General features: G+C 57.6%; 19 protein-coding genes and 1 tRNA gene. 19 read left to right on the top strand and 1 reads right to left on the bottom strand.

Annotation, left to right across the window (positions count from 1 at the left end; all coding sequences use genetic code 11):
- The first annotated feature begins 19 nt into the window (after positions 1-19).
- From GYK42_RS11090 to GYK42_RS11020, 15 genes are all read left to right on the top strand, one after another.
- Positions 20-94: transfer RNA gene (locus GYK42_RS11090), tRNA-Arg, on the top strand.
- 172 nt (positions 95-266) lie between these two features.
- Positions 267-2,159 (top strand): ATP-binding cassette domain-containing protein, encoded by a 1,893-nt coding sequence (locus GYK42_RS11085; RefSeq protein WP_166447563.1) that lies wholly within the window; start codon positions 267-269, stop codon positions 2,157-2,159.
- A gap of 175 nt (positions 2,160-2,334) precedes the next feature.
- Positions 2,335-2,997: a CAAX prenyl protease-related protein gene (locus GYK42_RS11080; RefSeq protein ID WP_166447562.1), complete on the top strand. Its 663-nt coding sequence runs from the start codon at positions 2,335-2,337 to the stop codon at positions 2,995-2,997.
- Between the two features lie 40 nt (positions 2,998-3,037).
- The gene (epsL, locus tag GYK42_RS11075) at positions 3,038-4,294 is read left to right on the top strand and encodes an XrtB/PEP-CTERM-associated polysaccharide biosynthesis outer membrane protein EpsL (protein ID WP_166447561.1); all 1,257 of its coding nucleotides are present in this window, start codon (positions 3,038-3,040) and stop codon (positions 4,292-4,294) included.
- A gap of 8 nt (positions 4,295-4,302) precedes the next feature.
- On the top strand, positions 4,303-5,685 hold the full coding sequence (locus GYK42_RS11070; protein ID WP_166447560.1) for an undecaprenyl-phosphate glucose phosphotransferase: 1,383 nt from the start codon (positions 4,303-4,305) through the stop codon (positions 5,683-5,685).
- 630 nt (positions 5,686-6,315) lie between these two features.
- Positions 6,316-7,311 carry an EpsD family peptidyl-prolyl cis-trans isomerase gene (locus GYK42_RS11065; RefSeq protein WP_240943553.1) on the top strand — a complete coding sequence of 332 codons (996 nt, stop codon included), beginning with the start codon at positions 6,316-6,318 and terminating at the stop codon, positions 7,309-7,311.
- Between the two features lie 46 nt (positions 7,312-7,357).
- Positions 7,358-8,146 (top strand): polysaccharide export protein EpsE, encoded by a 789-nt coding sequence (epsE, locus tag GYK42_RS11060; protein ID WP_166447559.1) that lies wholly within the window; start codon positions 7,358-7,360, stop codon positions 8,144-8,146.
- Between the two features lie 66 nt (positions 8,147-8,212).
- Positions 8,213-9,622 carry a chain length determinant protein EpsF gene (gene epsF, locus GYK42_RS11055; protein ID WP_166447558.1) on the top strand — a complete coding sequence of 470 codons (1,410 nt, stop codon included), beginning with the start codon at positions 8,213-8,215 and terminating at the stop codon, positions 9,620-9,622.
- A gap of 7 nt (positions 9,623-9,629) precedes the next feature.
- Entirely contained in the window at positions 9,630-10,520 is an 891-nt protein-coding gene (epsG, locus tag GYK42_RS11050) for a chain length determinant protein tyrosine kinase EpsG (protein ID WP_166447557.1), read from the top strand.
- Positions 10,520-11,425 carry an exosortase B gene (gene xrtB, locus GYK42_RS11045; protein ID WP_166447556.1) on the top strand — a complete coding sequence of 302 codons (906 nt, stop codon included), beginning with the start codon at positions 10,520-10,522 and terminating at the stop codon, positions 11,423-11,425. Before epsG ends, xrtB begins: the two co-directional genes overlap by 1 nt.
- The gene (epsI, locus tag GYK42_RS11040; protein WP_166447555.1) at positions 11,425-12,114 is read left to right on the top strand and encodes an exosortase-associated protein EpsI, B-type; all 690 of its coding nucleotides are present in this window, start codon (positions 11,425-11,427) and stop codon (positions 12,112-12,114) included. The genes xrtB and epsI overlap by 1 nt, the downstream gene beginning before the upstream one ends.
- Positions 12,115-12,129: 15 nt before the next feature.
- Positions 12,130-13,761, top strand: coding sequence for a hypothetical protein (locus GYK42_RS11035; protein ID WP_166447554.1), 1,632 nt, complete (start codon positions 12,130-12,132; stop codon positions 13,759-13,761).
- Complete coding sequence (locus GYK42_RS11030) at positions 13,754-15,313, top strand: hypothetical protein (protein WP_166447553.1); 1,560 nt, start codon at positions 13,754-13,756, stop codon at positions 15,311-15,313. Before GYK42_RS11035 ends, GYK42_RS11030 begins: the two co-directional genes overlap by 8 nt.
- Positions 15,314-15,362: 49 nt before the next feature.
- Positions 15,363-16,301 carry a beta-1,6-N-acetylglucosaminyltransferase gene (locus GYK42_RS11025; protein WP_166447552.1) on the top strand — a complete coding sequence of 313 codons (939 nt, stop codon included), beginning with the start codon at positions 15,363-15,365 and terminating at the stop codon, positions 16,299-16,301.
- Positions 16,302-16,719: 418 nt separating this feature from the next.
- The gene (locus GYK42_RS11020; protein WP_166447551.1) at positions 16,720-18,954 is read left to right on the top strand and encodes a heparinase II/III domain-containing protein; all 2,235 of its coding nucleotides are present in this window, start codon (positions 16,720-16,722) and stop codon (positions 18,952-18,954) included.
- Here the strand turns inward: GYK42_RS11020 and GYK42_RS11015 are convergent.
- Positions 18,951-20,090, bottom strand: coding sequence for a glycosyltransferase (locus GYK42_RS11015; protein WP_346768085.1), 1,140 nt, complete (start codon positions 20,088-20,090; stop codon positions 18,951-18,953). The two genes, GYK42_RS11020 and GYK42_RS11015, sit on opposite strands and share 4 nt — an antisense overlap.
- A gap of 379 nt (positions 20,091-20,469) precedes the next feature.
- Here GYK42_RS11015 and GYK42_RS11010 point away from each other — a divergent pair, with 379 nt between their 5' ends.
- The 4 genes from GYK42_RS11010 to GYK42_RS10995 all read left to right on the top strand — a co-directional run bounded on the left by GYK42_RS11010 (position 20,470) and on the right by GYK42_RS10995 (position 25,148).
- On the top strand, positions 20,470-20,898 hold the full coding sequence (locus GYK42_RS11010) for a serine O-acetyltransferase (protein WP_166447549.1): 429 nt from the start codon (positions 20,470-20,472) through the stop codon (positions 20,896-20,898).
- Positions 20,899-20,967: 69 nt separating this feature from the next.
- A complete protein-coding gene (locus tag GYK42_RS11005; RefSeq protein WP_166447548.1) occupies positions 20,968-22,026 on the top strand; it encodes an acyltransferase family protein in 1,059 nt (352 codons plus the stop codon).
- A 51-nt stretch (positions 22,027-22,077) separates the two neighbouring features.
- Positions 22,078-23,157, top strand: a complete 1,080-nt coding sequence (locus GYK42_RS11000) for a glycosyltransferase family 4 protein (protein WP_166447547.1) — start codon at positions 22,078-22,080, stop codon at positions 23,155-23,157.
- Positions 23,154-25,148 carry a heparinase II/III family protein gene (locus GYK42_RS10995; RefSeq protein ID WP_166447546.1) on the top strand — a complete coding sequence of 665 codons (1,995 nt, stop codon included), beginning with the start codon at positions 23,154-23,156 and terminating at the stop codon, positions 25,146-25,148. The genes GYK42_RS11000 and GYK42_RS10995 overlap by 4 nt, the downstream gene beginning before the upstream one ends.
- Positions 25,149-25,155: the final 7 nt, after the last annotated feature.

Below are 25,155 nucleotides of genomic sequence, written 5' to 3'. Positions count from 1 at the left end.
GTATAATGCCGCTGCGCGTGTCGCCATCGTACAATGGATAGTACAAGGTCCTCCTAAGACTTAAATGCAGGTTCGATTCCTGCTGGCGACACCACGTTTCCACGCAACGCGCGTCGGCGGCCTGTGATCATCCAGGCGGTAGTTACCGGTCGATGGCGATTGAAGTCCAAGTTATCGGTACAATGCGTGCTTCATTCATCTAATCGGCGGCTGTTTTGCACACCACGCGGTGTGCGCGAGACGGCGCCCGAGCACTCTTACTCATTATGGCTGTCATTTCTCTTTCATCGGCGCAACTTGCGTTCGGTCACGTCGCGCTGCTCGATCACGCGGAATTTTCACTGGAAACCTCGGAGCGGGTCGGCTTGATCGGCCGCAACGGCACGGGCAAATCGTCGCTGTTGAAGGTTATTTCGGGCAAGTTCAAGCTCGATGACGGCTTGTTGGTGATGCAGCAAGGCATCAAGATCGCCTATGTGGAGCAAGAACCGCAATTCGACGCGGAGATGTCCGTGTTCGACGCCGTCGCTTCCGGCATGGGCGAATCGCAGGCGTGGCTGAAGGAATACGATGCGCTGACGGGTCAGTTTGGCCAGGGCAATGACGACGAACTGATGGAACGCATGCACGACATCCAGGTCAAACTCGATGCGGCCGATGCGTGGAGTTTGCCGAACAAGGTGGAAACTGTGCTCGACCGTTTGAACCTGACGGGCGACATGCTGATGAAAACCCTGTCCGGTGGCATGCAAAAGCGCGTGGCGCTGGCGCGCGCGCTGGTGTCGGCGCCCGACGTGCTGCTGCTCGATGAGCCGACCAACCATCTGGACTTCAGCTCCATCCTGTGGCTGGAAGGCTTGCTGCGCGATTTCAAGGGCAGTGTGCTGTTCATTACCCATGACCGTTCCTTCCTCGACAACGTTGCCACGCGCATCATTGAGCTCGACCGCGGCCGTTTGCTGTCATACCCGGGCAACTTCACGGCTTACCAGACCCGCAAGGCGGAGCAGCTGGAAATCGAAGAAGTGGAAAACGCCAAGTTCGACAAGTTCCTGGCGCAGGAAGAAGTGTGGATACGCAAGGGCGTCAAGGCCCGCCGCGTGCGCGACGAAGGCCGCGTGCGCCGCCTGGAAGCGCTGCGCCTGACGCGCAATGCGCGCCGTGAACAGCAGGGACAAGTCAAGCTGGACGTATCGGCCGGCGAACGCTCGGGCAAGATCGTGGCGGACCTGGAAAACGTCTCGAAGATCTATGGCGACAAGGTCATCGTCAAGGATTTCAGCGCCACCATCCTGCGCGGTGACAAGGTCGGCCTGATCGGCGCCAACGGCGCCGGCAAGACCACCTTGCTGAAGATGATCCTGGGCCAGGAAGAGTCGGACACGGGCAGCATCCGCCTCGGTACCAAGCTGCAGGTTGCGTATTTCGATCAGATGCGCACGCAGCTGAACGAAGAAGCAAACCTGATGGAAACCATCGCGCCAGGCAGCGACTGGGTCGAAATCAATGGCCAGCGCCGCCACGTGATGACGTATCTGAACGACTTCCTGTTCGCGCCGGAACGTGCCCGTTCGCCCGTCAAGTCGCTGTCCGGTGGCGAGCGCAACCGTTTGCTGCTGGCGCGCCTGTTCGCCAAGCCGGCCAACGTCCTGGTGCTCGATGAGCCGACCAATGACTTGGATATCGATACCCTGGAATTGCTGGAAGAGTTGCTGGAAGAATACACGGGCACCGTTTTCCTCGTCAGCCATGACCGTACCTTCCTCGACAACGTGGTCACGCAAGTGATCGTCGCCGAAGGCGAGGGCAAGTGGCGCGAATTCGTCGGCGGCTACACGGATTGGGAGCGCGTGCGCACCTTGCCGATCGCCACGGCGCCCGCCAGCAAGCCGGCCGTGAAGGTCGAGGCAGCCGCACCTGCGCCTAAGCAGAAAAAGCTCAGCTACAAGGAACAGCGCGAGCTGGAAGAGTTGCCGAAACTGATTGCCAAGCTGGAAGATGAGCAATCGGTGCTGGCCGCCGAACTGTCGCATCCGGACTTCTACAAGAAAACGCCGGCCGAAGGCAAGCGCCTGAACGCGCGCGTGGCAGAGATCGAAGGCGAACTGCTGGAAGCGCTGGAAAAGTGGGAACAGATCGAGGCGCGCGCCAACGGTTGATTGTTTTCCCCTCTCCTGTTGTAATTAAGTTAGGATTACTTGCCACGGCAACGGTCCGGCTTGATATAATTATATAATTATATTTTTTACATCGGGGGATGCATGTTTGTTATCAAAAACACGCAGTCCGGGCCAACGCGCCCGGCGAGTCGGCCCATCCCGGGCGCGCCGCACGATGTTTGACCGCGCCGCCTTGCCCCGGGTAGCGCCATTCCTGGCCTATCTCTCCTTTATCTTTATCGCCGACATGCTGGGCCGGGCGGGCTTTGGCGCGCAGGAACTGCGCTGGTTGTATGCCGTCAAAATCGGCGTCGTGCTGGGCATGCTGTGGTACTGGCGTCGTAGCTACACGGAGTTGGCATGGATGCCGCTGGGCGCGCGCGCCCTGGCCGTGGCGATTGCCACCGGGCTTGTTGTTTTTTTGCTGTGGATTAATTTGAATGCGGGCTGGATGAGCATCGGCAGCGCCGACGGCTTCGACCCGCGTGATGACGGCCAGATCGGGTGGAGCCTGGTGGTGCTGCGCATCGCTGGCGCCGCCCTCGTGGTGCCCGTGATGGAAGAGCTGTTCTGGCGCTCCTTCCTGCTGCGCTGGATAGATGCCCCTGATTTCCTGAAATTCAATCCGCGTCTGGCAAGTGCCAAGGCTTTTGTTGTCAGCGTGGTACTGTTTGGCTTCGAACACAATTTGTGGCTGGCAGGCATCGTTGCCGGCGCCGCGTATAGCCTGCTGTATATGCGTAGCCAGAACTTGTGGTCGCCCATCCTGGCGCACGGCGTGACAAATGGCGTGCTGGGCCTCTGGATTGTTTCCGGCGGACACTGGACTTACTGGTAATATTGCCAATCAACTGTTTGCTCTTTCAAAGACAATGCCCATGTTGAATTCCTTGCGTAAGAAACATCGCCTGTCAGGCACTTGCGCCTTGCCGCACCCGCGCTTGGCACAGTTGCCCGCTGCCGTGCTGCTGCTTGGCAGTGCCGCATTTAGCTTGCCGGCGGTGGCGGCAATCAGCGATACCATCGCGCCATTTATCGCCACGTCGTATTCCTATGACGATAATCTTTTCCGCTTGCCCGATAATTCGCCGGGTTTTGATGGCTCTCGTTCGGATACTTCGCGGCAATTGCAAGTGGGCCTACTATTCAATCGCCCGATCGGACGGCAATTACTCACCGGGCAGGTGAAGTGGTCGCGCGTGTCATTCGATCACTTCGATCAGCTGAACTACAGCGGCAAAGATTACCTCGCCGATCTGGAATGGCATATCGCGAATCACCTGGAAGGGCATGTGGGCGTGAGCTATGCGCAGACCCTGACGCCGTTTAATGACTTGCGCACCACGGACCGCAATTTGCGCGTGGTGCAGCGCGAGTACGCTAACGGTGCCTGGCGTTTTCATCCCAGCTGGCGGGTGCGTGCTGGTTTCACGCGCGAGCGCTATTCCTATGATGCCGTCGCGCAGCGCTACGCCAACCGACGCGAAGATGCGACGGAACTGGGCGTTGATTACTTGGCACCCAGCGATAGCCGGATCGGCTTGCAGTTGCGCCATCTGAAAGGGAGTTATCCGAATCGCTCGGATCCGATCTTCTCCAACATCGAGCACGGATACGAACAGGATGAAATCAAGGCTAACATCTACTGGCGCTTTAGCGGAATTACCCAGATTCAACTGTTGGGTGGTTGGGTGAAGCGTAAAAATGAGGTATTTTCCGGCCGCGATTCGAGCGGCGCCAACGGTAGGCTGATCGTCTACTGGGCACCGCTGGGCAAGGTTCGTTTCACGGGCAGTCTGTGGCATGAGTTTGCTGCAGTGGAAAATTCCCTGATTTCCAGCAGTTTGAACAATGGAGCCAGTCTGGCCGCCGCCTGGGATGTTTCAGCCAAGGTGCGCGTGGATGCGCAGGTGCGGCGTGAAAAGCGCGATTTTTCTGCCGCCAGCGGCCTGACTTTGCCCGGCGATGTCAGTGATACGACGCGCACGGCATCGCTAGGGGTGACGTATTCACCGAAGCAGAATATTCAGCTTGGTATTAGTGCCTTCCGCGATGCACGTAGCGGAGCGCCTGTGATCAACACTGGCAGTTATCATGCCAAAGGCATTTCGTTTAATGCCAGCGCCCAGTTTTAAAGAGCATCATGACGGTTAACGATATACCCCTAATTTCGTTCTTTCAGCGTATTCTGGACCCGCTCATCATCATGGGCACCCTGTATTTGCTGTCGTTTTTGTCCGGCACACCATTTACCGGATATTCGCTGGTGCTGATGATCCTGGCGTTTTTTATTTCATCGTCGGTGTTCCAGTATGTCGACCCCTATCGTACATGGCGCAGCGGCCGCATGCTGGCCTACGCCCGCGATGTTTTTGTCAGCTGGGCCATCACCGCCCTGATTCTGATCTTTCTCGGCTCGGCGACGGGACTGGCGTTTCATTTTGAACGCGAATTGGTGTTGGCGTGGTTCCTGCTGACGCCATTCATATTGCTGCTCAGTCATCTTGCCGCGCGGCGCATGGTGGCCGATCCCGGCCGCGATAGCGAAGTGCGTTCGGTCGTGATCATTGGCGCCAATGATGCCAGCCTGAAGTTTGCCGGGACCGTGGAGCGCAATCCGAACCTGTTCATGAGCGTGCGGGGATTTTTTGACGACCGTACCGATGACCGTTGGCCCGAGAAAATGCGCGAACCGATGCTGGGCAAGATGGCCGATATCGCCGCCTATGTACGCGAGCACAATATCAAGATGATATTCATCAGCCAGCCCATTTCTGCCCAGCCACGCATCCGCAAGATGCTCGATGAATTGCAGGATACGACGGCGTCCGTGTACTTCCTGCCCGATATTTATATCTTCGACCTGATGCAGGCGCGCTTCGACAACGTGGGCGGCATGCCGGTCATCGCCATCCGCGAATCGCCGTTCACGGGCTTTAACAGCATGGTCAAGCGCGGTAGCGATATCGTGCTGGGCCTGCTGATCCAGGTCATGCTGTTGCCGGTGATGCTGGTCATCGCCATTGCCGTCAAGATGACATCGAAGGGGCCGGTGATTTTCCGCCAGCGCCGCTACGGTCTGTATGGGGAGGAGATCATTGTGTATAAATTCCGTTCCATGACTGTCAGCGAGGATGGTGACAAGGTGGTGCAGGCAACCAAGGATGATCAGCGCGTCACGCGCATCGGTGGGTTTTTGCGCCGCAGTTCGCTCGATGAATTGCCACAGTTTATCAATGTGCTGCAGGGGCGCATGAGTATCGTCGGGCCGCGTCCACACGCGGTGGCACACAATGAACAGTACCGCAAGTTGATCAAGGGCTACATGTTGCGTCACAAGGTGAAGCCTGGCATCACTGGATGGGCGCAGGTGAATGGCTTGCGGGGGGAGACGGAAACCCTCGACAAGATGGAGGCGCGCATTCATTTCGACCTCGACTACCTGCGCAACTGGTCGTTATGGCTGGATCTGTGGATTATCATGCGCACGGTGAAGGTCGTGCTGAAGCGGGACAATGCTCATTGAATGAAATGCCCGAGCAACACTGGATGGAATTTGTTTTGCACTAGATCAATACGCGTTAAAATGAAGCAAGCATTCGAAGTGCGGGTCCATGGCCCGCACAGGCAAACCAGGCGGTAATGCAAAGAATATATGAGACAGGCGCGACAACATCATGTGAAGGCAGGTGGCGACGCGTGTTGCTCCCGATGCCATACTAGGCCAGCTTGGCCTGCGCGGCTTGGCCTTACCCACAAGCCTGTGTTTCTCCATGTCGCGCCTCAGATTACGGCCCCATCTTCGCCGGTCCTGGGCGGTAGCGCGATACGACAGCGCTACCGCAAAAAACTACACTTGTACCAAGCGTAAGAAATGCTATCTTGTTAAAGCTTTGCGCTGACGATAAAGGTTTCTTGTAGCTAAGTTTTCTTGGAAACAGTTGTTTTTAAACCTTCTTAATGGATTTTTAAGCAAATAATTCCCGACTACTCTTGTACATTGTGTATCATATTTATAATATTGACAATTATGTGGTCAAGCGGCATAATTTCGTGGGAAATTTGTGTTTTTTGCCAATGTTTTCATATGTAAATATTGTCTCAATGTTTATCGTTGGCGGCATCCGATTTCCTTACCTGAACTGAAGGAGCAATTTTGAACCATACGCACCACGCACGTTTGATCACGCCCATCTCCACATTCTCCCCGCGTTTGCTGTGTGCGGGTCTGGTCTTGCTCACAGCGGTCAGCTTGTCTGCTTGTGGTGGCAAGGAAAAAAAACCTGGCCAGGCTCTGGCCAGTGTGAACGGTGAGGAAGTGACCGTGTTGCAGCTGAATGAAGAATTGCAACGCGCCAATGTTCAAGCTGCTCAGCAAGAGATGGCCAGCAAGCAGCTGCTGGAATCCCTGATCGACCGTCAGTTACTGCTGAATGAAGCCGTCAAGGAGAAATTGGATCGTGATCCGAAAGTGGTGCAGGCCGTCGAGCGCGCCAAGGCGCTGATTATTGCGCAAGCGTATATGCAAAAACGCATCGGTACCATCGCGCGGCCGACAAAAGAGGAAGTGGAAGACTACTTCAACAAGAATCCGCAGTTTTTCAGCCAGCGCAAGCAGTTTGACATGCGCGAGCTGGTGATTGCCAGCGCCGACATGAATGATCAGCTCAAAGCCGCGATGGACGCAGCCAAGTCGCTGGATGACGTGGCAGCCTGGCTGGATAGCAACAAGGTCAAGTATGCACGTACGCAATTGTCACGTACCAGCGCCGATCTGGCGCCGGAACTGACCGCGAAATTGCTGGCGATGCCGAAAGGGCAGTTGTTCATCATTCGCGAAGGCGACCGCACGCTGCTGATCTCGCTGGCAGACATTCGTGATAACCCGGCCACTCTGGCGCAGGCGGCACCGCAGATCGAACAATTCCTGTTCAATAAAAAGAACAAGGATACAGCCGATGCCGAATTGAAACGCCTGCGTGCCGCTGCCAAGGTCGAGTATCTGAACAAGGATGCGGACAGCAAGCCGGCGGCCAGCGCCCCTGTGGTGGCTGCGCCTGCAGCGGCCAGTGTTCCCCTGCCAGCCGCACCAGTGCCGGCAGCGTCCGCTTCCACGGAAGCTAATGAGCGTGGCGTCGCCGGGTTGAAGTAAATCGCGGCTTTTTTGGTTATTAATTTATTATTGAAATGAGCGAATCATGAAACGACTTTCGATGTGGTGTATGGCGCTCCTGCTGACGCTGAGCGCCGGATTCGCCGGTGCGGCCGACGTGTTGCTGGGCGCTGGTGATGTGTTGAAAATTTCCGTGTACGGCAATCCTGACTTGGCACTCGAGACGCGCGTGAGCGAAGCCGGTGAAATTACTTTTCCACTGGTAGGCAATGTGGCGCTCGGCGGCTTGTCCGTCTCGGCCGCGGAAAAGAAAATCGGCGGACTGCTTGAAAGCGGTAATTTCCTGCGCAAGGCGCAAGTGAACATCATTGTCACGTCCTTGCAAAGCCAGCAGGTATCCGTGCTGGGGCAGGTAAATCGCCCGGGCCGCTATCCGATCGAAGGCAAGCGCAGCATGATGGATTTGCTGGCGATGGCCGGCGGTATCGGTGCTGAAGGGGGCGATACGGTTAGCCTGATCCGTAAACGGGGTGGCAAGTCGACCAAGGAAGATATCGACATCATCGACATGGTGCGCAACGCGAACTTGAACCGGGACTTTGATTTGGCCGGCAACGACGTCATTTATGTTGAGCGCGCGCCGCGTTTCTACATTTACGGCGAAGTGCAGCGCCCTGGCGCCTTTCGTCTGGAACGCAGCATGACTGTGTTGCAAGCTCTGTCGGTCGGCGGTGGCCTGACGCCGCGTGGTACCGAGCGCAGCATGCGCATCAAGCGCCGCGACGCGAACGGGGTGATGCAGGTGATCACGGCCAAGCACGACGATTTGCTGCAGGTGGACGATGTCGTCTATGTGCAGGAAAGTCTGTTCTGACCCACGACCATCGCAGGGCTTTTACCGCGGTACGGCTGGCATTTTTAGAGAGTTGAGAGTTAGATTATGAATTTTTCCCAAATTTTACTGATTCTGCGAGCGCGTATGCGGATCGTGGTGATCACGTTGCTGATCACTGTGGCGACGACGTTGTTGGTCAGTTTGCTGCTGCCGAAGACATATCAGGCAACTAGTTCGCTGGTGCTCAATTATAAGGGCGTCGATCCGTTGACCGGTCTGACCATGCCTGGCCAGCTGTTGCCTGGTTATATGGCCACGCAAATTGACATTATCAGCAGCAAAAATGTTGCCTTGCGTGTCGTTGATAGCTTGGGCCTGGCCCAGAGTCCGGCCGTTATTGAACAGTTCCGTCAGGCGACCGAGGGCAAGGGTACAGTACGCGACTGGCTTGCCGACCTGTTGCTGAAAAAGCTCGAAGTGGTACCGTCGCGCGAAAGCAGCGTGGTCGATATCAGCTTTAAGGGAGCGGATCCGCAATTTGTTGCAGCCATTGCCAACGCTTTTGCGGATGAATACCAGAAGATCAATATTCAGCTCAAAGTTGATCCGATGAAAAAGGCGGCGTTGTATTTCGACTCGCAGATCAAGCTCTTGCGTGACAACGTGGAAGTGGCACAAAGCAAATTGTCCAAGTATCAGCAAGACAATGGCATTGTCAGTCTGGATAATCGCCTGGACGTGGAATCAAACCGCCTCAATGATCTGTCCGCGCAGCTCGTCGTTGCACAGGGACAGTCCATGGAAGCAATGTCGCGCCAAAATATGGCAGCGGGTAGCCGGTTTGCCGATTCGCCGGATGTTGCTTCGAATCCTTTGATACAGAACCTGAAAATTGGCTTGGGCAACGCTGAGTCCAAGTTTGCCGAGGTGTCGCAGCGTTTGAGCAGCAATCATCCGCAATACCTGAGCGCCAAGGCCGAGGTGGAGAAACTGCGCGCCGATTTGCGCGAGCAAATGGCGGTCGCTTCGCGCAGCGTTGGTAACAACGCGCAGATATTCCAGCAGCGCGAAGGCTCTATCCGTGCGGCCATGCAGGCTCAGAAGACACGCGTGCTGGAATTAAACCGGACCCGCGACGAAATGAATGTGCTGAGCAAGGACGTTGAAAATGCCCAGCGCGCCTTTGACATCGCTTCCCAGCGTTTTTCGCAAACCCGCATCGAAGGACAGTCCGACCAATCCGATGTGGCCGTGCTCAATCCTGCCGCGCCGCCAATCGAACCATCGGGACCAAGGGTGCTGCTCAATACAATGCTGTCGTTCTTCCTGGGAACCATGCTGGGTCTGGGCCTGGCAATCCTGGCGGAAATGCTGGACCGCCGCGTGCGCTCCGACAGTGATTTGTCCGAGAGTGCGCAAGTGCCCGTGTTGGGCGTCATCGACTGGAATGGCAAACCACGCAAGCGTTTCGGTTTGTTCAAATCGATTGCTCCACGCCGCCTTCGCTTAAATTAGGATTTTTATGGATACAACGTTGAACCATACGGCAATGACAGCCTCCGCGCCGGCCGCGGCTCCAGGACGCGGTGATTCGAGCATCGGCCGTCTGCTGCTGGAATCGGGCAAGATCACGCCTGAAAATGCCGAGCGCGTCCTGCGCATGCAGAAGGAGCTGGGTATCCGCTTTGGCGAAGCCGCATTGCGTTTGGGCTTGATTACAGAAGCCGATATCCAGCAAGTGCTGGCGCAGCAATTCGATTACCCGTATCTGCAACCGGGCGAGGCCAAATTTTCCAACAAGCTGGTGGCGGCCTATGAGCCTTTCAGCCGGCAAGTAGAAACCTTGCGCGCCGTGCGCAGCCAGCTGATGCTGCGCTGGTTCTCAAGAGGCAACAAGTCGCTTGTCATCGCCAGCATCGACCCGGGCGATGGCGCCAGCCTGTTTGCCGCCAACCTGTCCGTGGTATTTTCCCAGTTGGGAGAAAATACGCTGCTGGTCGATGCCAACTTGCGCCAGCCCAGCCAACATGAAATCTTTGACTTGAAGGGCAAGCAGGGCTTGTCCGACGTGCTTGCCGGCCGCGCCGACCTGCATGCGGTGGCGAAGGTCGAATCGTTTGTCTCCCTGTCAGTGCTGGGTGCTGGCACCCTGCCGCCGAATCCGCAAGAATTGTTGAGCCGCTCGTCCTTCGGCGGACTGGTTACCCAGCTCGAGACGCAGCACGACATTGTGCTGTACGACGCGTCTGCCTTCACCGCTGGCGCCGATGCGCTGGCCGTCGCCGGACGCGCGCACGGTGTGTTGCTGGTGGTACGCAAGAATAAGACCTTGCTCGATGACGTAGCCGCGGTCGGCGAACAGCTGGCCAATTCTGGCGCAGAGCTTGTGGGCTCTGTCCTGGTTGACTTCTGATGGCACGCGATATCTTGCCTTGGCCCGTTGCGCCGCTCACCGGCTTGCGCCTGGCATTGCCGGAATGGTGGCCTGTGCTGTTGGGACTAGCCTGCCTGTTCATTCCTACTTTCTACACGCTGTTTACCGGCATGTGGACCACGGAAGAGCAGGCGCATGGACCGATCATCCTCTTCCTGTCGCTGTGGCTGGGCTATCGCACTTGGCCGGCCGTGCTCGCCGCGCCTGTCAAACCGTCAGCAGCCGGCTGGCCGCTGGCCGTGCTGGCGATGCTGCTGTACATCGTTGGCCGTTCGCAGCAGATCACGGCCTTCGAGATCCTGTCATTCATTCTGGCGCTGGCAGCCGTCCTGCTGATAAAACGGGGTGCGCGCGCGCTGGCGCTACTGTGGTTTCCCTTCTTCTTCATGCTGTTTATGGTCCCGCTTCCCGGACCGCTGGTGAGCATGCTGACGATGCCGATGAAGATGGCGGTATCCTACGTAACCGAGCACTTGCTGTTCCTGGCCGGCTATCCGATTGCCCGTAGTGGCGTGATTCTTCAGATCGGTCAATACCAGTTGCTCGTGGCTGATGCGTGCGCTGGTTTGCAAACCTTGCTGACACTTGAAGCGCTGGGCCTGTTCTATCTGAATCTGGTACGTCATACCTCGGCGTTTCGCAATGTGATGCTGGCCCTGCTAATCATTCCGATTTCGTTCTCTGCGAACGTTATCCGCGTCATCGTCTTGTGTCTGATTACCTATTATTTCGGTGATGCCGCAGGGCAGGGTTTTCTGCATGGTTTTGCCGGCATGGTGCTGTTTCTCACTGCGCTGATGCTCATATTGAGCATGGATTCCTTTTTGCAATGGATTGTCAAGAAGCGTGCGGCCAAGACAGGCTGCGGCGCCGGGAGCGAGTAATGATCACCAAACCCCTTTCCGTCAGCCTGATCCTGTGTGCGTTGATGCTGGCCTCGGCTGGCATGACGAAAGCCTTGACGCCATCGGCCAAGCAGGCCGATTCGCAGCCGCGCTTCAACCTGGACGCTATGATTCCCACCCGCTTTGCGGAATGGCAAGTCGACACCAGCATGGTGCCCCTCAAGCTCGATCCTGAAGTGCAAGCAAAGCTCGACAAGCTGTATAACCAAACTGTCACTCGTACATACGTCAATCGCGATGGCAGCCGAGTCATGCTGTCGATTGCCTATGGCGGTGATCAGAGTGAAGGTCTGGGCCTGCATCGTCCCGAGGTGTGCTATGCGGCGCAGGGATTTTCGGTAGAGTCGGACAAGGTTGAGGATTTGGGCACGGCTTTTGGTCGTCTGCCTGTCAAGCGCCTGATGGCGGTAAACGGCGAACGTCATGAACCTATCAGTTACTGGATTACCATCGGTAACGAACTCATCAAACCCGGTATCGGACAGAAACTGACTCAGATTCGCCTGGGGTTGACGGGCACCGTCCCCGACGGCATGTTGGTGCGGGTGTCTTCCATAGGTACAGATACGGCTGTTGGCTATCGCCTGCAGGATAAGTTTGTGAATGATCTGTTGAATTCAGTGAACCAGGAAACGCGTACCAGACTGATAGGCGCACCCGGTGTTTAGACGAGGGAAACCATCATGAAATTTGCGTTTGGAATCCGGCGCGCCGCAGCACCGGCGGCGCGCAAGCGTGCGCGCTCGTCCGCGTCGCGCGGTGCGCCAGTTCTGCTATTTTTTGTCATCGTAATTCTGGCTCTTTTCATGGGCGCCATCATCGGCCTGGATTCGCCAGTCCTCGTCACCCTGTTCGGTGGCGCCATTTTTGTTGCCCTGGTCTTTTTCATGCTGAACGCCTACCAGCTACTGCTGGCGGTGTTTGTGCTGACTTTCCTTGTACAGGGGTCGGCAGTGTATTTCCTTAGCAATCGGCAAGCGCCTTGGGTCGTGGTCGGCCTGACGGCACTGTTTGCGTTGCGTGCCTTGATGGAGCTGATGTTCTCGCGGACGGGCAAGGTCAAGCCGGATACGGGCACAGCCGATACGGGCGTGATGGTGTCGCTTCTGGTGTATGCCATGTGTTTCTGCGCCAGCACGGTGCTGAACCGTCCCTCGACGGCGCAGCTGATCGTTGCCATAAAGTCTTCCTGGCCCATGTTCGGGCTGCTGCTGGCCTTCGCCTGGGGGCGCTGGCATCCAGAGCGCTTGAGCCGTCTATGGTGGATACTTATTGTCGTGGCGATGGTGCAGTTGCCAGTCACGATATATCAGCATTTCTTTATTTCCAGCGGACGCACGTTTGCCGCGCATGACGCGGTGGTCGGCACGTTTGGTGGCAATCCCCTGGGCGGCGGTAATAGCGCGCTTCTGGTCATGTTTGTCATTGCCGTGATGAGCTATAGCCTGGCGCTGTGGAACCGGGGCCTGATGACGGGCATGCGCGCCGGCCTCATTTGTGCCGTGTGCCTGGCAGTGATTTTGCTGGGCGAAGTGAAGGCTGCTTTTATCTGGATGCCTATCGCGCTGTTTTTTGTGCTGCGCAAGCGTATCATGAAGAACTTACTGACCCTCATCTGGTATGGCTTGCTTGCCGTTGTGCTGGGCGGTACGATTTACTTGACCTATAACGCCCTTTACTGGGGCAAGCAGCTCGATAGCCAGCACACGCTCAGCGGTAAGCTGAAGGCCGGAGGCGGCTACTTCTTCGATCCGAACAGCGTCAGCTATGAAACGGGTGAGGTCGGGCGCGGCGCCTCGATTGCGATCTGGGCGCAGGATCATCTGGCTACCACACCAACTCGCCTGATCGGCTATGGCCCCGGTGCGGTCAAATCCGGTCCTGGCCTTGGCGCTGGGCCGCTGTATCAGCGTTTTGCGCCACTGCACGTCGATTCGATTGCCATTTCCGTCTTGCTGTGGGACTTGGGGCTGGTCGGGTGTCTGGCATATGTCTCGATGATGTTGTTCGGTATCCGCGCCGGATGGCGCTATGTCAAGGAGGCGCGCGGCAGCCCGCTGCAGATGGCGATCGTGGAAACGTCCACCGGCTTGCTGGTGCTGTTCGCCTCCCTGCTGATTTATAACCGTACCCTGATGGACGACCCGGGCAGCCAGCTATTGTTCGTTTTCTGTCTGTCGTGCATCTTGCAGATCGTGCGTTTTGGCGCCCAGACCGATGCGCCGCCGCAAGTGCACGGCGTGCAAGCAACCCCGCACGGTAGGGCATGGGACAAGCCGCGGCACGTGGCGGCCGTGAGTGCGCCGCATGGCTGAGAGTCCATATCACGCTGCGCGGGTGATATTGCAGGCAAAGTGGTTCGCGATAGCAAAGATAGGCGTGGCACTGGCCGCCTTGTGGTTCCAGTTTGTGCTGATACGCAATCTCAGCGTGGCAGACTATGTGTCGTTTACGATCTTTACGGCTGCCAACGGCTTACTGGTCTTCGCTACCATGTTTGGTATGGACCGGGTCGTTTATCGCTTCATGCCTCCCCTGCGCGAGGCCATGCGCTGGCGCGAGATGCTGCTGCTGATGGCTGGCCTGATCGGCGTACGCCAGCTGGCGATCTTGCTGTTGCTGTTGCTCTTCTGGGGCGCCGGCCAACTGGTGTTGCCTGCGCCCATCTTGGCGGAAGTACGCTTGATGTCGGTGCAATACGCGCTGTTCGCCGTAGCCACGGCGTTTACGGATACCTTCGCCATCTTCTGCAATAGCCTGGGGCAGCAGGGGCGGCAGGCTATCTTGCAGACCAGCATGACTTTTCTGCGTATTGCCGTCATTATTGGCTGGCTGGCATGGCACGGTGCGCTCGATGCCTTTATGGTGGCCGACGTCATGATCGTCACGGAAAGCCTGCTCGCCGCCACCATGCTGGCGGTGCTGGCGCGGGAGTTTTTTGCCTTGCGCGGCAAGGCGCCAGCGGCGGGCCCACTGGTCTTTGGCTTTACCTGGAAAATGCTGATCGGCGACAGTCTCGGCACGCAAATGACGTATATGCTGAGCTTGCCATTCCGTGGTGGCTTGCTGAAACTCATTGTTGGTGCCATTGCCACGCCGGTAGCGACAGCTTCCTTCGGTTTCTTTCAGACGATCGCCGACCGGGCATATCAGTTCATGCCGATTTTCATGATGAAGGGGATGATTGAGCCGGCGCTGGCCAGCGATTTTGCCGTGCGCGGCGATTTTGCGCGTATCCGGCTAATGGTTTCGCTGCTGATCAGGCTGAACTTTGTCATTCTTGGGCTTGGCATGGCGATCCTGCTTGGTTGCGGCGTGCCGCTGGTCGACTGGATGACGCATGGACGCTATGGTTCGGAAAGCTGGATCGCCATCATGCTGTTGTTGCAACTGGGCGCCATGACCTTGGGCGAGGCGCTGTGGATCGGGCTGAACCCTATCGGCCGTATCGGACCACATAATCGCATCTGGATATGGGTTTCCATTGTTTGCTACGCAGCGATCGGCCTGGCCGCCTGGCTGCGCAATATTCCGTTGCTGATCGTGGTCAGCGCCATTCCTTATCTGCTCGTGTTCGCTACCCTGCGCTGGATTCAGCGTGAACCGCTCCTGCTCGGCGGCTTGGGCATGGGCGCCATCGTGCGCCTGGCCGTGCCGGTAGGGGCGGCCGCCATGACGGCGCGCCTGGCCTGCTGGTTACTGGCGGCCTGGCCGGTATGGGGTGTGCTGGCGGCTGTTGCCGGCAGCGTGTTAGTTTATTATCTGGTATTGCGTAAGATTTCCTTGTTTTATCGGGATGAAGTCGACAGCGTCTCCACCGTGTCGCCGCGCCTGGCGCGTATGTTCATGCTTATTTCGGCCAGGTGAGCCCGGGGGCGATATTGTCCCGGCAGCTTGTTGTTGAATTGGAGAATGAATGAAAATAGCTTATTTGATTCTGGCGCACGATCAGCCGGCCTTGTTTGCGCGCCTGGCTGGCGCGCTGGCTGGCGCGGATGCGCGTCTTTTTGCACATATCGATGCTAAGACCGATGCCGCGCCATTTCGCGCTGCCGTGTCCGCGCACCCTGTGCATTTCGTGGCGGCGCCGGTGAACGTGAACTGGGGCGGGTATTCCCAGGTCGCGGCTATGTTGAGCTTGCTACAGCTGGCCGCGCAACATGGCCCCCACGATTATTATGTCTTCCTCAGCGGACGGGATTATCCACTGCGTAGCCAGCGAGCAATCAGCGCTCACTTGGCTGCCAGTGGAGGCAAAAGCTACATGAATTTTTATGCATTGGCGGATGGTGTCGATTTTGTCGACAAAGTGCGCCGCTATTGCTATTACGATATCTATGCCCGCCTGCCTGGCCGTTGGCTGCAACGCGTGGCCAATCGTCTGGTGCGCGACATCAGCAATGCCTTACCCGCACGTACCTTCATATCCGGCATGCAGCCGTATCGCGGCTCCACTTCATGGTGTTTGTCGCAGTCCGTCGTGGCCTACCTGCTGGCCTTTGTCGCCAATCCCGCCAATCAGGCCTATCTGAAATTCTTCCACTCGGTCAATTGCGCGGACGAGATTTTTTTCCAGACCATCGTCCTTAATTCACCATGGGCGGCCACCCTGGAAAATTTCGAGGAGGATGTGCTGAGGCGCGTGCCTGGCGGCATGAAAAACGAAAATAAAGTGTCCCTGCATTACATAGACTGGAATCCCGCGCGTGAAGATCCTGCCGTCTTTGATGCCAGCGATTTTCCGGCGCTGGTCACATCGGGAAAATTTTTTGCGCGTAAATTCGATATCGTCAAATCAGCCGCCGTGCTCGACATGCTGGATGCCGCGCGCCGCGCGGATAGCGAAGAAAACTGAGATGCCGAACTCGCCGCGGAAACGTTGCCAAGCTCGCCATATGTGCGTGTAGCCCGCATTAATACTCACTCTTCCTGCTTTGTTTCGTTTTTGCCACAGCCCTGTGCATGCCGCTAAAGCGGCAGCATCGGCAGCCTTTTCGAACTTGTGGAACGGGAATATTTGAGGTAGTTTGTAAGCTGTCTCAGAGGAAATAAACGTATCTCCGGCTTGTCATTATTGTTTGTACATAGTTGCATTAGGATGGTTGTTACGCATAAAAACATCTAATCCGTCAGCACTATTGCTATATCTCAAATTAACATAATCGTGGATCAACGTTTCTTACTCTGGCGAGGTAATTAAGCTATTGAGACGTGGTCCGGCCGACAGGCTTGGACCGGGTCCATCCTATTTTTGTTGTTCCGGAGGTTATGAAATGAAACCCGCTAAAATCATACTGCACTGCGCATTGTTAGGATTAATACCAGCCTGCGGTCAAGTGCATGCGGATTGGGCACAGGCGGTCACGCCCCTTGAGATAAAAACGGTGCCGGAGAATAATCTCATCCAGCCACAGAATCCCCCTACATTTTCCTGGTCGCGTCATCCGAAGAACCCGGCCGCGTATGTGCTGGAGCTGAAACTGAATGGTACTGTCGTGCGTACGTTTACCAGTTCCCGCAGTTGGTACCTGCCCTCGAAGGCGCTGCCGTTGGGCGAGTACACGTGGCGTGTGCGTCCATCGACTACTACCGAGTGGTCTTCCGAGCGCAAGTTTGTCATCAATGCGGCTTCGGCTGTATATGAAGTGCCGGAGAACGCTGACTTGCGCGCGCGCGCGCTGACGAAGACGCGTCCGCGCGGCTTGCAGACGGGCCTGCCGCTGGTGAAAAACTGGGATACCACCCTGAGCGGTCAGCGCGGGGCCGCCGTTACCCAGCTCACTAAGGAAGTTGTCTGGAATATCACCGCGCTCCCGCTCATCAGCGACGCCAACTGGCCACTCGATACGACGACGGTGATTACCGCCGCTGCGGCGGCGCAAGTGGCCGATATCCGGAAGCAACTCAATATGCGCACCCGGCAACTTGAATCGACGGTCTTGCTGTACCGTTTGACGGGCGAGGAACGTTTCCTGGTCGAAGCGCTCAAGCGTGGTGACGAACTGGCCGGCTTCAATCCAATCGGGCCGACGAATTACAACAAGCAGGATCAAGCGCCTTTCGCCATCGCCTCTTCGCTTATTCGCGCCTTTGATACCTTGGGCAGCAATCTCGACGACACGCGTCGTGCGAAATGGCTGCGGTCGGTGACGGCGTATGGTAACCAGATTTATGCCGACTTGTCTCAGGACAATGGACGCAACGACCAGTATCCGTACGACTCGCATGCGATCAGTAATACGGCAGGACTGGCACTGATTTCGATTCTCGCTCTGGGAGACATACCGGCCGCCGATGCCTGGTTCGATTTCTCGTTCCGTTCATACGTCAGTTCGCTGAGCGTGTGGAGCGGCCCGGAGGGCGGTTTTGCCAATGGCACGGCGTATGGCGAGTTTGCGGTCGATTTGTACATGCAGGTGTGGCAACCGACAGCGCAGGCGATGAATGTCAACCTGTATGCCAAACCTTGGTCGCAGGGTTTCCTGAACTTCTTCATGTATTTCGTCCCGCCTGGCGCGCAGACGCACGTCTTCGGCGACGGCCATGAAGTGGCACCAACGGCACAGATCATGCGGGCATACGCATCAAACTTTGCCACACCGGCGGCAGCCTGGTATGTGAAGAACATGCCAGCCGCCGACGATGCGCTGACTTTGCTCAAGGCATATTACCCATTGCCCGCGACGACAGTGGCACCGCAGGCGCCGACAGTCAGCGCGGTCATGCTGCCCAGTATCGGCTGGAGCGCCATGCATAGCAGCATGGCTGATCCCGCGCGCACTTCCGTGTACTTCAAGTCGAGTCCGTATGGCTCCTACAACCATAGCCACGGAGATCAGAACAGTTTTGTTATAACCAGTGCGGGTGTGCCGCTCCTGGCGGAGGGCGGATGGTACGATTACTATGGCTCCCCGCTGTGGAGTTCCTGGTACCGCCAGACCAAGGCACATAACGGCCTGACTTTTGACGGTGGTATCGGACAGACCATTGACGGTGGCAATGTCGCCATGATCACCAATAACGGCAAGATCACCGCCTTCGCCACCACCCGTGGCCTCGATTACGTCGAGGGTGATGCCACGGCGGCGTACGGTGGAAAGCTGACCTCGGCCATCCGCAAGCTGTGGTACGTGCGCGATACAGATTCCGTTGTGGTCTATGACAAGGCGAAGTCAGCCACGGCACGCACGTGGGAGTGGAATATGCACGCCATGGCGCCGATCGTGACGGCTGCCGACGGTAGTGTATCGATCACCAACAAGGGACGCACGGCATGCATTCGCCCTCTGATCACCAACGGCGTACGCTTCGAGAAGCGTACCGGTGTGCCACTCATGCCTGGCCGCGTGGAAGATCAGGCAGTGTTTGTCTCCACCGCCAAGTCGACCAGCGGTGAGTTCCTGGTGTTGATCGACGTGGGATGCAAGAATCCGGCCGTATCGCTGACCAGCGGAGCTACAGGACGGACCTTGAAAGTGGGGCCTCAGACTATGATTGTGCCGAACTAGGTGCGATTGGGGGGGGCTGCGCGCAAGCGCCTGGCCAGGCCGCGGTAGCATGTTGCCAGTGCTGCGGACAGCACGCGATAGCTGCGTTGCCGCTCGATGTAGGCTATTCCTGCGTCGGCCTTCTGCCGCGCCGCGCTGCTGTCATCGAGAACGTCGGCCAGTGCCGCGGCCAGTGCTTCCGGCGTACTGGCGCTCAGCCAGCCGGCGCCGCTGTCGTTCAGCACCTGGGCCTGGTCGGGGCTGTCATTGCCGACGGCAGGCATACCCAGGGCCAGGTATTCCAGCAGCTTGGTGGGCGAGCTGACATCGAACAGAGCGCCGCGTGGGATATACGATACGGCGACATCAGCGCCCAGCAGCAAGGGCAGGGCGCCAGTGCTGTCGAGCCAGCCCGTCATGTGTATGGCGTCTTCCAGTTTCAAGTTGCGTGCATGGATGCGCAACAGTTCAATGTCGGATGGCGTCGGCGAACTGCCGATCAGCAGCAGGCGTGCCGCCGGATGGCGCTGCCGTACGATCACTAGCGCATCGAGCAGTTCTTCGATGCGGCGCGAACGGTCCAGCGTGCCAAGATAGGCGATTACCGGAAGCGCTTCCCATTGCGCAAGGCGGCGCGGGGTAATGGCGTGCGCGCGCAGCGTTTCCGTGTCCACGCCCATTGGCACGGCCGTCAGTTTGCCAGCCTCGATGCCGCGCGCGATCATTAGCTGTTTCATGGCCTCGCTTTGCACAAAGACATGGTCGGCATGTGCCAGAACAATCTTGTAAAAAAGCACTTTTTCAACTAAACCCTTCCACAAGGCTAGCCGGTAATGCAGGCTTCCCGGCCGTCGCGCCAATTCGGCGCGCGAACGCTCGATACGTCCATCGCACATGAGAAACGATACCCAGTACGTGAAGGGAATACCCTTAACGCGGGCAATGAGCATGCTGAGTAAACCGATGGACACCATGTCCCTGACCTGGATGACATCGCATCGCGCGGACGCGGCGCGCCATACTTTGCTCAGGCACAAGGCCAGGAACGCCAACTCCTGGCGCCAGCGGCGCGCATGTCTCGCCGGCGTGCTGCGCGAGACGAAACCGTCCGGCGTACCGCTGCCGTCGCCTGGCTTGCCGACGATATCGCAATACACCTGATGACGTGGCAGATATTTGCCGAACAGCGTGGAAACGTCGGCACGGTATGAGGGCAACGGTTCCGGGACCAGTTGTAAAATATGCAGCGTCTGCGAAGGAGTCAATTTTTTACTTTCATTAAGTAGCGCACGTCGATACGCTGAATGTTGCTACTGCAAAATGGTTTTGCACGCGATGACGAACACACGTAAGCTTGCGCACTGTGCAACGATACAAAGAATTCAAGTGTACTAGAAATGTTTTCCTGGATGTTGTGTATAATATGCATCAATATTGTTTTATTGACACTCAGTTATGCGAAAGAGAATGCGCATGACACCGTCGTGCCATGTGGGCGTTCCCGCGCACGGCGGCCTTGAATTGACAGGCGAAAGCATGATTAAAGTATTCCGCATCGCCGCTTGGCTGCATCACCTTGGCCTTCCCCTGATCCCGCGTTGTCTGTATGTACTCAACCGCCTGTTGTTTGCCGTGGTATTGCCGCCCGGTGCCGTGGTGGGGAGGGACGTGCGTTTCGCCTATAGCGGCCTGGGTATTGTGGTGCATGCGCGCGCGCGTATTGGCGACCGCGTCAAGATAGCGCAAAATGTCACGATAGGCGGGCGAGCCGGGCACTTTGCAGTCCCCGTCATCGAAGACGATGTCGAGATTGGTGCCGGTGCCTGCATACTCGGTCCCGTCGTGATCGGGCGCGGCGCGCGCATCGGCGCAAATGCCGTGGTGTTGGATCACGTCGCCCCTGGCGCCATCGCGGTGGGTGTGCCGGCACGCTCCAAGCTTCCCAAAGGTGCGCCCGATGCGTAATTCAGCTTGGCAATCCGTTGCCGCTGCACCCATCCACGGGCGCACCTTCCATTCCAGCACGGGTATCTGATGGCCGCGACCAAGGAATTTCATTTGCCGTCGCTCGACGGTTTGCGGGCTTTTGCCGCGCTGGCGGTATTTGCCAGCCATGCTGGCTTGGGACATGTGGTGCCAGGTGGCTTCGGTGTCACCGTGTTTTTTTTCCTCAGCGGGTATCTCATTACTACTTTGTTGCGGCGTGAGCTGGAGCAGCGAGGAGACATCAATTTCCGCCACTTTTATCTGCGTCGCATCTACCGCATCCTGCCACCCATGTACCTGGTGCTGTTCGCCATCCTGATCCTGTGCCTGACCGGCGTGATTGCACATACCGTGACGGCAGGCGGCCTGTTGGCGCAAATTCTGCAGGTTACCAATTATTATCTACTCTACGCGGACTCTCCTGGCGTCGTGCCTTTCACTGGCATTTTTTGGTCGCTGGCGGTGGAGGAACATTTTTACCTGCTCTTCCCCCTGCTGTTTGTCTTTTGCATGCGGCGCTGGAGCCGGCATAGCGTGGCGGGCATCTTTCTCGCGCTTTGCGTACTGGTGCTCGCCTGGCGTTGCGCGCTGGTTTTCCTGCTCGAGGCGGAGCCGGCGCGCACCTACCTTGCCAGTGATACACGCATGGATAGCCTGTTGTTTGGCTGCATCATGGGCGTGTGGCGCAATCCAGCGTTAGACGCCCAGGTGTTTTTCAAGTCGGCCTGGGCCAACGCATTGCTGCTGGTGGGGGCCGTGGGCGTGCTGGTCTTTGCTTTCCTCTACCGCGACGCGGCGTTTCGCGAGACGGCGCGCTATACCGTGCAGGGCCTGGCCCTGTTCCCCGTCTTCTGGCTGGCCGTCAAATATCCGGGCTGGCCGGTGTTTCGCGTGCTGAACTGGCGCCCCGTGCGCCTCCTGGGCGTGATCTCCTATGTGTTCTATCTGTCGCACCTGTTCTGGATGTATTGCGGCCATATGATTTTTGGTGAACGCCCGCTTGCCGCCGGCCTGTGCGGTCTGACGCTTACGATCATGTTTTCCTACGTCGTGCACCTCGTGGTAGAGCTGCCGTTTGCGCGTTTGCGGCGCAGGTTGCACGAATGAGCGCGATAGCTGGAAAGCCCTCCGATTTTCTCCGTTTCTTCTGGTAGGCGAATGAAAAAAATTATCATGATAGGCACGTCCTTCGACACCATGGGGGGGATCTCCGCAGTGGTCAATGTGTACCGTTCGGCAGGCTTGTTCGAACGCTATCCTGTCGAGTATATCGCCACGCATTGCGATGGCAGCGCTTTTGCCAAACTGCGTATGGCTGTCTCAGCCCTAGGGCGCTTTCTGGTGCTGCTGTGCAGTGGCCGGGTCGGCCTGCTGCATATGCATGTCTCATCGCGCGCGAGTTTCTGGCGCAAGACGCCGTTCTTCCTGCTCGCTACCTTTTGCCGCCGGCCAACCATCGTACATGTCCACAGCGGCGCCTTTCATCTGTTTTACGAGCGTTGCGGCGGCGCGGGGAAAGCGCTTATCCGCCATGTATTCGACCGTGCGTCGCGTGTCGTGGTGTTGTCCGAAATGTGGAAGGAGTGGGTGCACAGCATCAGTCGCAATGAGCATGTCGTCGCCATCTATAATCCCGTGATGTTGCCTCCGTTGCACACGCGAGACGAGGCGGCACAGGGCAGCACGGTATTGATGCTGGGACGGCTGGGCAAGCCGAAGGGCACCTACGACCTGCTCGAGGCGACACGCGGCGTGTGCGATGAGTTTCCCTCCATGCAACTGGCGCTGGGCGGTGACGGAGAGCATGACAAGGTCGTGGCCGCTGCGGCGCAAATGCGCATCGGCAGCCATGTACATCTGCTGGGCTGGGTCACCGGGGCTGACAAAGAACAGGCGTTGCGCAACGCGCGAATTTATGTGCTGCCATCTTATAACGAAGGTTTACCCATGAGCGTGCTGGAAGCGATGGCCGCTGGACTGCCCGTCATTTCGACGCCTGTCGGCGGCATTCCCGAAGCCATCAGCGAAGGAGTTGAAGGCTTCCTCGTGCCGCCTGGCGACGTGGCTCTGCTGACTCAGCGCTTACGCCTGCTGCTTGCCAACGCGCCACTCGCGCACAGTATGGGCCTGGCTGGACGCGCAAAGATCGAGCGCCAGTTTTCCGCCGCCGCGATCGTGCCGCACATCGAAGCACTGTATCTCGCTCTTGGTGCGCAGCCCGGGAGTGCCGCGCCATGACGACGCTCGCCTGGAAACTGAACCGTGTCAGATTGATGGGGGCTGCTGAAATCATTTGGCGTGTCCAGCAAATCGCGCAAAAGAAAGCGGCTAAATATGGCCTGGGCCTGGTGTCAAAGGCGCCTGCCCCACGTTTCCCTGCCGCCGTGCGACATTTTATCGAGGAAGGCAACCTGCCGGACACTACTGCGCTGATGGCCGCCGCCGAGCGCATCCTTGCCGGACGCTGGCGTGTTTTTGCCTTGCATGACGCGGCACTGGGGTTTCCGCCGGAATGGAACCGCGATCCGAAGACGGCGACCTTGGCCCCCATGATACTCGGCAAGGCAATTGATTATCGTAGCGAAGCAGTAGTGGGCGATATCAAATACTTGTGGGAGCCCAGCCGTCACCTAGAACTGGCCACCCTCGCCCTGGCAGCGCGCGCCAGCGGAGATGTGCGCTATGCCCAGGCGGCGCGCGCACTGCTTGAGTCGTGGCTGGCGCAGTGCCCCTATCCGCTGGGTGTACATTGGACCAGTTCGCTGGAACTGGCGGTGCGCCTGCTGAACTGGAGCGTTGCATGGCAGCTGCTTGGCGGCGCAGACTCGCCCTTGTTTCAAGATGCAGAGGGCCAAGCTTTCCAGCGCCGCTGGCTCGATGCCATTTACCAGCATTGCCATTTCATTGTCGGCTATTTCTCACGCCATTCCTCTGCGAACAACCATTTGCTGGGCGAGTACATGGGGCTGTATATCGCCAGCGTGACTTGGCCTTGCTGGTCGGAAAGCAAACGCTGGCATCGGGTGGCCAAGGCCGGCCTGGAAGAAGAGGCGCTCAAGCAGAACTTTGCCGATGGTGTGAACAAGGAACAGGCCGTGTATTACCAGCACGAGGTAATGGATATGCTGATCCTGTGCCAGCGCGCCGCCAGCGTGCACGAAGATACGTTTTCAGCCGCCTATCTGCAGCGCCTGGAACGTTTGGCAGACTTCATCTGTTCCATGATGGATGCCGGCGGTAATGTGCCTATGACGGGCGATGCCGACGATGCGCAAATGGTACGTTTGTCGTATGAGGCGGGCTGGAATCCCTACCGTTCGCTGCTGGCCAGTTGTGCCGTGTTGTTTGGCCGCGCCGACTTCAAGCGCAAGGCTGGCGATTTTGACGACAAGAACCGCTGGCTGTTTGGTGTGGCGGGTTTGCGACAGTGGCAGGCGCTCGACGCCAGCGGGGCCGAAGCGCCCGTAATGGCGTTTCCCGAAGGCGGCTATTTCTTGCTTGGCAGCGACTTTGGCAAGCCCGATGAGGTGCGCCTGGTGGTTGACTGCGCGCCGCTCGGTTATCTGTCCATTGCCGCGCATGGACATGCCGATGCGCTCGCATTTACCCTCTCCGTGAGCGGGGAAGAGTTGCTCACGGATCCCGGCACGTACGCCTATCACACACAAAAAAAATGGCGCGATTACTTCCGCAGCACGCCCGCGCATAACACGGTAGCCGTCGACGGCCTGGACCAGTCCGAAATCGGCGGCAATTTCATGTGGCTGAAAAAAGCCAATGCGCGCATGATTGCTCATGAAACGAATTCCGAAGTGCAAGTTTTTGAGGGCGAACACGATGGCTACGGCCGCCTGGCCGATCCCGTGCTGCACCGGCGCCGTATCGAGTTCAACTTTAATAATAAATGCATTGTTGTAAAAGACATATTACAATGTACAAATGTACATGATATTTCCGTGCATTGGCAGTTCGGCGACCACTGCGTGGTCACCGTCGAGGAGGGGCAAGTGCAGGCACAGGGATTGCGGTCCGGATTGCGCATGCGCTGTTCGCATGGAACGCTGGACGTATTGCGCGGCAGCGATACACCGCCTGGCGGCTGGATATCGCGCCGCTTCGACGAGAAATCACCGATTGCCAGCGCCGCCTGGCGCATGAGGGTGCAGGGAACAACTGAAATCGTGACGCACATCGAGCTGATGCCGCAGGCGTCGCCGGCTAATTATTAAGGGAGCA

It is taken from the genome of Janthinobacterium lividum, from assembly GCF_011601275.1.
Lineage (GTDB): Bacteria > Pseudomonadota > Gammaproteobacteria > Burkholderiales > Burkholderiaceae_D > Janthinobacterium > Janthinobacterium lividum_E.
Note: the sequence above shows the minus strand (reverse complement) of the source record. Positions and strands in the feature narration are given on the sequence as shown.